The 11,997-nt window shown below is 48.2% G+C and carries 11 protein-coding genes; all 11 read right to left on the bottom strand.

Annotated elements, in window-relative coordinates:
* Window positions 1–666: a DUF2345 domain-containing protein gene (locus ACOTZB_RS12565; protein ID WP_421627279.1), complete on the bottom strand. Its 666-nt coding sequence runs from the start codon at window positions 664–666 to the stop codon at window positions 1–3.
* Window positions 667–791: 125 nt separating this feature from the next.
* Window positions 792–1,040: a type VI secretion system Vgr family protein gene (locus tag ACOTZB_RS12560; RefSeq protein ID WP_421627447.1), complete on the bottom strand. Its 249-nt coding sequence runs from the start codon at window positions 1,038–1,040 to the stop codon at window positions 792–794.
* Entirely contained in the window at window positions 970–1,575 is a 606-nt protein-coding gene (locus ACOTZB_RS12555) for a hypothetical protein (protein WP_421627278.1), read from the bottom strand. Before ACOTZB_RS12555 ends, ACOTZB_RS12560 begins: the two co-directional genes overlap by 71 nt.
* Before the next feature lie 214 nt (window positions 1,576–1,789).
* Window positions 1,790–2,608: a hypothetical protein gene (locus tag ACOTZB_RS12550; RefSeq protein WP_421627277.1), complete on the bottom strand. Its 819-nt coding sequence runs from the start codon at window positions 2,606–2,608 to the stop codon at window positions 1,790–1,792.
* A gap of 3 nt (window positions 2,609–2,611) precedes the next feature.
* The gene (locus ACOTZB_RS12545; RefSeq protein ID WP_421627276.1) at window positions 2,612–3,385 is read right to left on the bottom strand and encodes a hypothetical protein; all 774 of its coding nucleotides are present in this window, start codon (window positions 3,383–3,385) and stop codon (window positions 2,612–2,614) included.
* Entirely contained in the window at window positions 3,378–4,976 is a 1,599-nt protein-coding gene (locus ACOTZB_RS12540) for a lipase family protein (RefSeq protein ID WP_421627275.1), read from the bottom strand. The genes ACOTZB_RS12545 and ACOTZB_RS12540 overlap by 8 nt, the downstream gene beginning before the upstream one ends.
* A complete protein-coding gene (locus ACOTZB_RS12535; RefSeq protein WP_421627274.1) occupies window positions 4,937–5,398 on the bottom strand; it encodes a hypothetical protein in 462 nt (153 codons plus the stop codon). Before ACOTZB_RS12535 ends, ACOTZB_RS12540 begins: the two co-directional genes overlap by 40 nt.
* Before the next feature lies 1 nt (window position 5,399).
* Entirely contained in the window at window positions 5,400–7,940 is a 2,541-nt protein-coding gene (locus tag ACOTZB_RS12530) for a DUF2345 domain-containing protein (RefSeq protein WP_421627273.1), read from the bottom strand.
* Between the two features lie 309 nt (window positions 7,941–8,249).
* A complete protein-coding gene (locus ACOTZB_RS12525) occupies window positions 8,250–8,717 on the bottom strand; it encodes a putative T6SS immunity periplasmic lipoprotein (RefSeq protein ID WP_421627272.1) in 468 nt (155 codons plus the stop codon).
* Complete coding sequence (locus ACOTZB_RS12520) at window positions 8,711–9,265, bottom strand: type IV secretion protein Rhs (protein ID WP_421627271.1); 555 nt, start codon at window positions 9,263–9,265, stop codon at window positions 8,711–8,713. The genes ACOTZB_RS12525 and ACOTZB_RS12520 overlap by 7 nt, the downstream gene beginning before the upstream one ends.
* Complete coding sequence (gene tssH, locus ACOTZB_RS12515; RefSeq protein ID WP_421627270.1) at window positions 9,258–11,897, bottom strand: type VI secretion system ATPase TssH; 2,640 nt, start codon at window positions 11,895–11,897, stop codon at window positions 9,258–9,260. The genes ACOTZB_RS12520 and tssH overlap by 8 nt, the downstream gene beginning before the upstream one ends.
* Window positions 11,898–11,997 lie beyond the last annotated feature (100 nt).

Genomic DNA, 11,997 nt, shown 5'->3' with positions numbered 1-11,997 from the left:
TTATTCGCCCTCCTGGCTATCAGCAATATTTCGCGGATATTCGATTTTTAACTGCGATGGCATAGACGTAAATATTGGAGAAGTCTCTCCTTCTGCACCGGAAACGCCCTCATAAACATCGCCTTCAGCCGTCGTAATTTTATATGTGGTGAAGGGCCTGACTGCTCCGCTGGCGGATGACGTTGTGGTAAACCCTTCGCTATACCCTTTTGGGAAAGTCACTGGTGGTGTATCTAAACTGGCAGGACCTGTCTGATTAACATTGGCCGCTTTCAGTAAAATATTCCCCGGACATCCCAGTTCAATATTCCCACCGCTAAGCTTTATATAAGCACCACCGCAACTTAAAATCAGTTCCTTGTTGGCATTTACCTTCACGCTTCCCTGACCACTGGTGACAGTGATGTCCTGTAATGCTGAGACATTCATGGCATCAGCTTGTGCCTGAATATCAACCTTCCCAGCCCCGGCATACATTTTCATTCCTGCAGCCTGTGCAAACAAACTTACAGCCTGCCTTGCCGCTACAGTGAACGATTGCCCGGCGCTGATATCTGTGTTTTTACCTGACATGAGGCCAATACTTGCCCCGCCTGAAGCAAGCCGGACAGCCTCAGGACTGAGAATGCCTATTCCAGCAGGTGCACTGGCCAGCATTCCTGGCATTTTCAGATATTTCAGTGCGCTGTTTAGCGTCTTTTGGCTGTCGATGTCAGATACTGTCGCCTGTGCCCCTTTCGCAACGGCCTGGAGGCTTCTTGCCAGCGTGAGTGCCTGCTCCAGTTATTCAGTTATTCTACAGCCCTGTCCATTTCAAGCATTTTACTGCCGACGTCAGGCTGAGCATCTGGAGTAAGCAAAACCCCCTTACCTCCACGAACGCTGACCCAGTCGTTAGTCCGCAGTTCTGCGCCTTCACCACGAAGCCCCCTGCTCGCGTTGAAATTATGCCCGAATTTGGTTAGCTGATTATTCCCCCCTCGTCCTGTCGACTTTACTAAAATCAGGTTTTGTGTTTTTTGATGAAATGATGCTCCCATCAGGATAGACAAAAGAGTACATAGCATCCTTCCCCTTTTTATTTGGGAATGTCATTAACACCTTTTTACTTTCATCTAAAGAGGGATTGTAATTTATTAAAATATCTTCGTTAGATTTGTAATTCAACTTCACTTTCCAAAATGCATCTTCCTTACCGAAAAGATAAAGTTTATCCTTCATAGAAGATTGTGGGCTATCATTCCATTTCTTTATAAATGGATAATACTTTGGTGAGTAATTAAACTCATTACCCACCACCGTATCAAACTGACCATTCCGCGACGCATTTGCATCAAAAGCAATAGTTGCACCAACCGCAGCACCTGGAATCAAATCATTACTGAGGTGGGTGGCATCTATATATTCAATACCCATATTGATTGCGCTTAAGCTCCATGTACACGCCCCCCCGCCAGTCATAGCGACTGTACCTTTCCATTTATCACCTTTCTGCTGTTGCAACGGTACTTTAATAACGTTATAGCTAGGTTCTGTGACAACTGAGCCATCAAATCCACTGATTCTCTTTTTCATGCATACATGCGAGAGGTATCTAACCTCCAGCGGAAACGGTTTCGTGTACTGAGATGGGTTTTTCACTTCAACATTCACCCACTTCGAGTTTGAAGGCGGAGAGAGTGTTTATCCATTGCATGTGCACAGCTATTCAAAATCAATACAGACAGCAAAACAACAATAATTTTCATCTGATGCTTCATTTTCCATACCCCTGAACAACAGCATAACATCAAAGTACTTCATTTATTCTTATTGCCACCGACTTCATTTCATCAAGTTTTTTAAAGTCAGGTTTAATATCTCGTGATGACACCCTCTCACCATTTGGATATACAAAAGTGAATGTTGCTCCTTTTTTCTTTTCATAAGGAAAAATCATTTCAACTTTTTTAGCTTCTTCAATTACTGGAACATAACTCACCCAAGCATCATTGTCTTTTATAATCATACGAACATCAAAAAAGGAACTTTCCTCCCCAAACAAATTCAGTTTGTCTGATTTCGTAGAGTTCTTTTGAGTGCTCCATCTTTCTATTACGGGATAATATTTAGGGGTGTAATTGAATTTATTTCCACTTATGATTTCAAATTGACCATTTCTTGATGCATCGTTATCAAAAGCAAGCGATACCCCTACGGCAGTACCGGGTACAAGATCCTTACCAAGATGTGTCGCGTCTATATACTCGATACCTAAATTGACCGCACTCAACGTCCATTTACACGAGCCACCACCGATCATAGCCACTTTTGCGTTCCAGATATCCCCGCTCTCTTGCTGCATGGGGATCCCGATAACATTATAGCTGGGTTCCGTAATAACTGAGCCATCAAATCCACTGATTCTTTTTTTCTTACATTCATACGAGATGTATCTGACTTCCAGCGGGAAGGGTTTTGTATACTGAGACGGATTTTTTACTTCAACATTGACCCATTTAGTATCCGCCGGTGGAGATAACGTCTTGTTAACGGCCTGTCTCACACTACACCCTGCCACAGTAAACAATACCAGAGAAAGCAGAATAATTTTTGTTTGATTATACATCTCCTACTTTTCCATCCTCCTGATGTCGGGATGAGTTGAGCCGTCAGATACGACAGTACCATCAGGATATATTATTTTATAATATGCCCCCACTCCATACTCTACTGGCGCAACCATTTTTACAACTTTTGACTCATCAAGTTTTGGTGAAAATATAATAACAACATCATTACTGACATTGAAAACAATTCTTTTTTGTATGAAATCTTTTTTACCAAAAAGCTCTAAAGCATCATTTTTCTGAATCCTTTTGTTAGTATGAATCAAAGGATAATAATTAGGTGCTAATTTTAAGATATTACCTGCTACCATATAAAACTGCCCATTTCTAGAAGAATCATTATCAAAAGCGAGCGATACCCCTACCGCAGTGCCAGGTAGAAGATCTTTGCCAAGATGTGTTGCATCTATATACTCGATACCTAAATTAACCGCACTCAAGGTCCATTTACATGAGCCCCCCCCGGTCATAGCCACCTTTGCTTTCCAGATATCCCCGCTCTCTTTCTGCATGGGGACCCCAATAACGTTATAGCTGGGTTCCGTGATAACTGAGCCATCAAAGCCACTGATTCTCTTTTTCATGCATTCATACGAGATGTATCTGACTTCCAGCGGGAAGGGTTTTGTATACTGAGACGGGTTTTTTACTTCAATATTGACCCATTTTGTATCTGCCGGCGGGGATAACGTTTTATTTACGGCCCGGCTCATGCTGCAACCCTCCACAGTAAACAGCACCAGGGAAAGCAGAATAATTTTTGATTGGTTATGCATTTTCCATTACCTCTTCTCCATATTGAGCAAACCGCAAAAGCGTATCGTTCCCAGACGGCATAGACAGCGTAGAGGAAAGCGATACGCCAAGCAGCCCTTCTATATTTAGAAAGATGTTATTTCTTGCTAACTCTTTCTCCGGTATATCATTTTTATTTTCTGCCATCTGCTCCCTGAATGAATCAACGTTATACATATGCTCAGTAAATGTGCGTTTTTCTACTATACCGGCGTTATCAATCAACTCTAACACCTTGTTATACATGTAAGGCATATAGGACGTCATAAAGTGTTCAAAAATATTTATATTAAAACCTCTATCCGGGTTGCTGCCTTTGGGGAAGAAATCATTTAAATTCGATTGCGTCAATGACGCTTTAAAATCTTTCTGTTTCCTCCCGGCCTGTTGCATCTCTTGTTCCGCCAGAGCGGGCACCAGATAAAGCTTAGCCTTTACTGGAAGTGGATTTCTGATGGTAATACACCCTGCAGGAGTGGGGAGAGCCCTCTTACACTCATTCCATTCCCGGCTCTGTGTGGCTGTGAGAAAGGCAACCGTATTGCCGTGGTGCCAGAAGCAGTCTCCCCAGGCAACCATCTGGTAAGCGAGAAGTTCACCCACCGACCAGAAAAAACCCAGAGTACCGCCCAGCCACCCCCAGAGTTGATATAACTCATTATCCAGATTAGCTTCTGCCGGGAGCGCAGGAATCGGGTCGTTATCATTGACATGCCGGAAATGGGTAATCTCCGACAATTGCACCACAGCATCGCGGGTAAATGTTCGCGGCATCCCATAGGTGTATAGTAAAGGATTATAAACCTTTAATTTTGCAGCATGGATAAGAGCTAAAGCCCCACCTAAACTGTGACCACAGATAAATAGCATTCTACTTTCAATAGTTTTTAATAATTCTAGTATTTCTTTATTGAATTTCTTTTCAACGCGACTATATCCACTCCAGAACCCCGTATGCACTTTGCCAGCAGGGAGTAACGGTGTGCATTGCGTTTTGTCTATATCGCATAATTCCGAATTTACCGGCCTAAACGCAAGATCTGTTCCCACATCAAACAAGCTGGCCGTTCCACGCCAGGCAACTATCACCTTATCCTCGTTATAAACATAATAAAGCTGCGTATCACCATCTGCCTTTGTTGCAGCAGTATCGTCCTCTGCCTGTACTGTTCCATGTGGGGTCTTCTCATCTACCTTAGTCGAAGTATCGCGCGAGGTATCCATAAATACCGGGGGATAATACCGCTTACTGTAGGGAACATCCTGTACTAACGTATTCCATGCTGAGTCGTCTTTATAAAGCAGAGGTAAGCGAGAAAGATCCTGGCACTGGTTGATAAAAAAGCGCGTAATTGACACCGTATCCAGAGCACTGTCGTCTGCATAGGCAAGCGTTGCTGCAGCACCAAGATTAATTCCATTTGCAATGGAATAGTCCTTTTGATGATGCAGAACAAGCTCCCAGGCTCTGAACGGACATATTTCTATAACGTGTCGCTTTTCAAGTTCATTGGTTCTTATTACCACCCCTTTCAGAATTTTATTCTGAGGAAAATGGAATGGCGGCCACACTTCTCCTTTTCGTAGTTTAACGGAGGGAAGGGTACGGCAAAGCTCACCGATAACTGCATAATGCCAGATATACCCTTTCTCTTCAGCTTCGGGACGAACAACAGAACATTTTCTGCATCACGGCTAACGCGTAAGGTACGTTTTTCCATTTCAGTAGCCAACTGTTCGCCATCTAATGTCAGCCTCAATTCAAGTCCATGGGGCATATCAATACGAATAAGCCCATTCGCATCACTTTGGCCTGAATGTGTAAAGTTATCGACTGGCCCGGAAACAGGATGAGCAATTTCAACAGTCCATGGCATATACGCTACAGCATCGCCCTGCTCATCAACCAACTGAAATTCGACCCAGTAGGGCATTTGCTCGTCACATGGAGCATGGGGGTTTTTACGGCAGAGTGAGGATACAGCGGTAGTCATGTTATTCGCCCTCCTGGCTATCAGCAATATTTCGCGGATATTCGATTTTTAACTGCGATGGCATAGACGTAAATATTGGAGAAGTCTCTCCTTCTGCACCGGAAATGCCCTCATAAACCTCCCCTTCAGCCGTTGTAATTTTATATGTGGTGAAAGGCTTGACTGCTCCGCTGGTCGATGAGGTTGTGATAAACCCTTCACTGTACCCTTTAGGAAAAGTTACAGGCGGTGTATCTAAACTGGCAGGACCTGTCTGATTAACATTGGCCGCTTTCAGCAAAATATTCCCCGGACATCCCAGTTCAATATTCCCGCCGCTAAGCTTTATATAAGCACCACCACAACTTAAAATCAGTTCCTTGCTGGCATTTACCTTCACGCTCCCCTGACCACTGGCGACAGTGATGTCCTGTAATGCTGAGACATTCATGGCGTCAGCTTGAGCCTGAATATCAACCTTCCCTGCCCCGGCATACATTTTCATTCCTGCAACCTGTGCGAACAAACTTACAGCCTCGCTTGCCGCTACAGTGAACGATTGCCCGGCGCTGATATCGGTGTTTTTACCTGACATGAGGCCAATACTTGCGCCGCCTGAAGCAAGCCGGACAGCCTCAGGACTGAGAATGCCTATTCCCGCGGGAGCACTGGCCAGCATTCCTGGCATTTTCAGATATTTCAGTGCGCTGTTTAGCGTCTTTTGGCTGTCGATGTCAGACACCGTGGCCTGTGCCCCTTTCGCAGCGGCCTGGAGGTTTCTTGCCAGCGTGAGTGCCTGCTCCAGTTGTTCCACAGCCCTGTCCATTTCAAGCATTTTACTGCCGACGTCAGGCTGAGCATCTGCAGTGAGCAGAATCCCCTTACCACCACGAACACTGACCCAGTCGTTAGTGCGCAACTCTGCTCCCTCGCCACGAAGGGCCCCGGAAGCATTGACGTTGTGTCCTAAATTGAGTTGGGTCTTACCCCCGTATTCGGTACTGAGCTTAATGTGCTCTTCGCCGCGCTTGTCCTCCATCCGCAGCTTGTTCAGGCCAGCTGTGCGGATAACGTTACGCGTGCTGTTCAGTTCAGTGACGTGGTCAACGTGGCGGGAGTCGTGCATGGCATGGGCAATATACGGACGATCCGGATCGCCTTCATGGAATGCAATGGCAACTTCAGTACCCTGTATCAGCGGGAAGTGGAAGCCGTATTTGTCACCTCCGTAAGGTTTGGCAAAGCGCACCGGCATGCTTTCCATGCCCTGGCGTTTATCGTCGCGGTCAGCATCGAATTTCACCCGGTACATGCCGGATGCATCCTGCCAGGCGTAGATGTCGTTATCTTTGGCGCTGGTCACTCGTGCCATCAGGGTGCCGCTGACCACCGGACGCTTTTTGGCCGCAGGACGCCAGCAGCGGCTCTCGTAATATGGCATCCCCTCCCACATCACTATCAGGGCATCTTTACGACTGGCTATATAGCCCGTGCGGGTAATGATAATACCGTTGTCCGTTTCTGACGGCAGTGTCGGCGGTACCACACGTTCACTGATGGTCAGCACCTGGGCCGGAGAAAGCAGGGCATCATTACTACAGCCGCTGATAGTCGTCTGCCCGGACAGGAAACGTTCATGCTCCAGGCGTGCCCAGAAGTTGCTGGTTTCTGCTGCGGGGGTGATTTTGTCGCCGCGTTCAAGATGACGTGGCAGGTAGTGATACACATCACCGTAGGTCACACCTTCACCATCACCCCTCGTCATGTCTGCCGGTACAGAAGTCAGGATATTCTGGGCTTCACGGTGGTTGTAATCACTGGCGGTGACAGAGCGCTCGACTACGTTCTGTCGGACGTGAACCCCCCATACCGAGTCAGCAGCATTATCACTCATCCCTGACGGGCTGCTGAGCGGCAGAGACTTACCGAACGTCCATGCGCTCTGCTTGTCTGCGAAATGCACCACTTCAGTCTGGGTTTCAGGTTGCAGGGTAAAGAAATAGAAAATCCCAACTTCGGCCAGAAGACGTTCAATGAACGCGAGGTCATTTTCCTTGTACTGGTTAATCTGTTCGCGCTTCGGATAGTCGGCCTTGAGAGTGAACTCATACTCCCAGCCTTTCAGGCCATGCTCCTGCAATACTTCGGCGACGACTTCCGGCACCGACTTATTGACAAAAAAGCGGTGGGTACGGAATTGCTTGCGCAACAAAGACAGGAACGGCTCAATAATAATCTGGTACGTCACCTGGTCAAGTGAGCCACTGATACGCTTAAAATGCGTCACCACGCCATGCACCACTTTCTGCCCGGTCAGCCCCATCAGAGGCCCGGTTCCCATGGTCAGCGTCGCAGGTTTGGTCAACAGTTGAGTTGAATTAATATTCTGATCGCTGCTGGTAAAGACAATCTGGTAGTAATAAAGCTCACTCATGAACTCCTTACCGTTAAACTCTTCCACATCCAGTGATGCTGTGCAGGACGGAATATCCAGGCGGTAGCGGTTTAGCCCGCATTCAGTTAGTGCAGCCAAGGTGTTCTTCAGTGTATCTGTCAGACTCATGATTTTGACTCCATGGGATAACCTGCTGTCCATGACTTTCTTGCCGACAGGTAAGTAACAGGTTTAATCAGGGGTACTCTGCGCGTACGAAAAAGAGTGATTACGGCTCCACCCCCGACAGCACACATGAGGGCTTTAACCAGCAACACGGTCATTTCAAAGTTGTCCATCGCATATTCCCCATTACCACTGATGGGAATAAAACGCTTAACAAACGTGTAAATAAAAGCTTCAGGTAGAAATAGAACTCCAACGATAACAAACAGAAATAAGATGAAAAACTTTAAATACGGAAACTTATTACACTTGCTATTCTGGAACCTTAATTGAACCATACGGCCTTGCGAATTCGCGAACTGTCAAAGGGAAATTATACACTTGATTATTATCAATACCGACACCAACAACAAAGCTTCTCGCTTCTTTATTATCAAGTGTTGAATAAAGTACAAACTCAACAATATACTTGCTACCATCTTTAAAATGAAAATAAGATGGAGGAATACATAATTCACCTTCAATAACCTTAAGGCCGGGAGAAAAATTAAAATCTTTCTCCTTTGAAGGCGTCCCTCGCAGATTGATACCCATATCTACTGGCTGATAATCTTGTGCATTATCAATATTCACGCAAACATTATCACCCTTTTTACTCACCTGTGCAGTTTCATCAAAACGAAATCTGTCACCTGGTCCAGGGCATCCCGTCAGGATTGGAAGACAAAAAAACGCTAACAACAAAGAGTTAAGCTTAATAAAATAGTTACTTCTCACCATGGAAAACTCCTCAAAGCATTTTTATATCCCTCACGTATCACCGACTCAGAAGTATCCCCACCGAGCGTAATATCGGGATATCTTTTATTTTCAAGGTGACTCCAGATTTCATACCCAAATGTCTGTAAAACAAAATTATCTGCAATAATCTGCGCCTGCTGCTCCATCGTATATTCGCTTAAGAGACGACCATCAAGGGTATAACGGTAACTCACCATCCAGCTCACCAGCCCTCTGAAGATCACATTCATTCCTTTTTCACGCTGCCAGACATGACTCATTTCATGGATGAACAGATGCTGAAAACTGTCGGTTGTCTGTGAGAAATCATCGAAATATAGATCACGAAAATGGATCTCCCCATTTGGGGTCATCGCCGTATTCTTATCCTGTAAATTGAAAGGAAGATAACTCTCTCTGTGGATCCATACTTTCGAATAATCAATAGTGGATAGAAAAACAGATTGAGCCAACTTTATCTCACCAAGAGTGAGTAGTCTGATACCATCTTCTTTTATATTGAATTGATCCTGAGCTTCTTCAGACATTAGCAAACTCCAGCACAATCCCTTCTTCATCATTCCATCCCAGCGTCAGAGACTGCGGCTTTTGCTTCGCCGCCATATGGCTCAGCAGCTGCTGACTCAGCACCGGCAGAATCTGCTGATTGAGCAGACTATCAACGTTACGTGCCCCCGTATCCGGCAGCAGGCAGGCTGAAGTCAGCGCGTCATAAAGACTTTCATCAATGTGCGTGCTCAGGCCGTAGTGTCGATGCAGGCGCTTGCTGACCTGTGAGAGTTTCATTTCCACGATGGTACGCATAGCCGCTTCCGCCAGAGGGCGGTAAATCACGGTCTGGAAGCGGGCCAGCAGCGCGGGCTGGAAGTGATCGCGCAGGATCGGACGCAGCAGCTCGTGGAGATCGCCTTCGCTGGCCTCAGGCTGTTCATCGAGCAGCTGCATCAGGTGGTCGCTGCCGAGATTCGAGGTCATCAGAATGACGGTGTTGCGGAAGTCGATTTCTCGCCCTTCGCCGTCGCGCATAAAGCCGCGATCGAAAACCTGGTAGAACAGGTTCATCACGTCGCGGTGCGCCTTTTCTACTTCATCCAGCAGCACCACGCTGTACGGACGCTTGCGCACAGCTTCGGTGAGGATACCGCCCTGGCCGTAACCCACGTAGCCCGGCGGCGAGCCTTTCAGTTGGGAAACCGTGTGCGGCTCCTGGTATTCAGAAAGGTTAATCGTTATGAGTGACTTCTCACCACCGTACATGACATCGGCCAGCGCAAGTGCGGTTTCAGTTTTGCCGACACCGCTCGGTCCGACAAGCAGGAACACGCCCTGCGGGCCATTCTCGGAGGTGAGACCCGTTTTTGCTGCACGCAGACGCTGGGCGATGGCCTCGAGCGCCACATCCTGCCCAACCAAACGTTTACCGATTTCATTTTCCAGAGTCAGTAGTTCGGTCTGCTCGTCCTTCATCAGTGATGACAACGGTACGCCTGTCCAGTCGGCAATCACGTTGGCAACGGTGCGGACATCCACATCCAGGGAGAGCAGCGGGTTGCTGCGCTGCATCTCGTTAAGCTCCTGCTGCAGCCTGTGAGTTTCACGCTGGCGTGATATATCCTGACGGCTTTCGCGTAGCTGCTCGGTGAGTTTCATCTCCTGACCGTACTGGGTTTCCAGTTCGTCGAGTGTCACTATCTGGCGCACCTCTTCCTGCTCAATCTTGCTCAAACGCTCGGCATGACACTGATTGCCAATGGCGATATCTTCCAGTAACGCCTGCTTCTCCATGTCGAGCGCAGCGATACTCGCGCGAAGTCGGGTTAGCTGTTCCGGTACGGTGTCGAGGCTCATACGCACGCGAGCGGCAGCGGTGTCAAGCAGATCGACCGCTTTATCAGGAAGCTGACGTCCGGTCAGATAACGACGCGAAAGAGTAACTGCCGCACGGACCGCATCATCGGTAATATGCACATTGTGGTGTTCGGCATAGCGGGATTTCAGTCCTCGGAGCATCAGGCAAGCGGTGTCATCGTCAGGCTCATCCACTTTTACCATCTGGAAACGGCGCTCCAGCGCGGCGTCGCGCTCGAAGTATTGTTTATATTCAGACCAGGTGGTGGCCGCAATAGTACGCAGTTCGCCACGCGCCAGCGCCGGTTTCAGCAGGTTGGCCGCATCTGCACCACCCGCCTGGTTGCCCGCGCCGATGATAGTATGCGCTTCATCAATAAATAGCAGGACCGGGGACGGTGATTGCTGCACCGCATCGATGACGTTTTTCAGGCGCTGTTCGAACTCACCTTTCACGCCTGCACCCGCCTGTAGCAGGCCCAAGTCAAGGGTACGCAGAGTGACCGTTTTCAGGGATTCAGGCACATTACCCTCGGCAATACGCAGCGCCAGACCTTCAACCAGTGCGGTTTTCCCCACACCCGGCTCGCCGACCAGAATCGGGTTGTTTTTGCGACGACGAGAAAGGATGTCCATCATCTGGCGGATTTCCGTGTCACGGCCAAACACAGGATCGATCTTCCCTTCCTTAGCCTTGGCGGTGACATCGAGGGTAAATTTATCCAGCGCGTTCTGCAGCGCAGGGCTCAGCTCCCCCTCTTCCATTTCCATACCAGCCGGGCGCCCGACAAACTCCACCTCACCACCGTGGCTCTGTGCCAGCTCGGCTTCGCGCTGCATTTCCGGACGTTCATCCGATTGCGCATCCAGCAAAGGTCGCAGGCGGTCCAGTTGGCTCTGACCAAGCGTTAACAACGGCCACAGGCCGTCACAACGCGCCAGTTTCGGTTTTTCCACCAGCGCCATCAGAAGATGGACGCTGCGAATGTGCTCTTCACCGTTAAGCGAGGCAATCAGCCAGGCCTCCTGCAGCAGAGACTGAATGGCATCAGACAGCTGCGGACGATGGCGAACCGAGCGCGGCTGTTTATCGAGCCAGCCCAGCAAATCCTGCCAGATGGCGTCCATATCCCACTCGTAGCGGCGTGCCAGCACCGTCAGATCACCTTCTCCCTGTTCGAGCAGCTTCAGCAGCCAGTGCTCCGGCAAAATTTCCGCATGGGTGCGGGTCTGACAGAGCGAAGCTGCGCCTTCCATCGCTCGGGCACAGTAAGGGTTCAGACGACGTAACAGGATGGCTGGATTTTCCATGAGATTCTCTCTTTGTCGGTTCCTGGACACGCTACCGCCCCTCGCTGTTCACCAAAGCGCATAAGGTCAGGCAGGCAGATTTTTTTCTTTGCTGAGTACC

Source organism: Enterobacter cloacae complex sp. SHL020, assembly GCF_049236945.1.
GTDB classification, from domain to species: domain Bacteria; phylum Pseudomonadota; class Gammaproteobacteria; order Enterobacterales; family Enterobacteriaceae; genus Enterobacter; species Enterobacter dykesii.
This window is presented reverse-complemented; position numbering and strand designations above follow the sequence as displayed.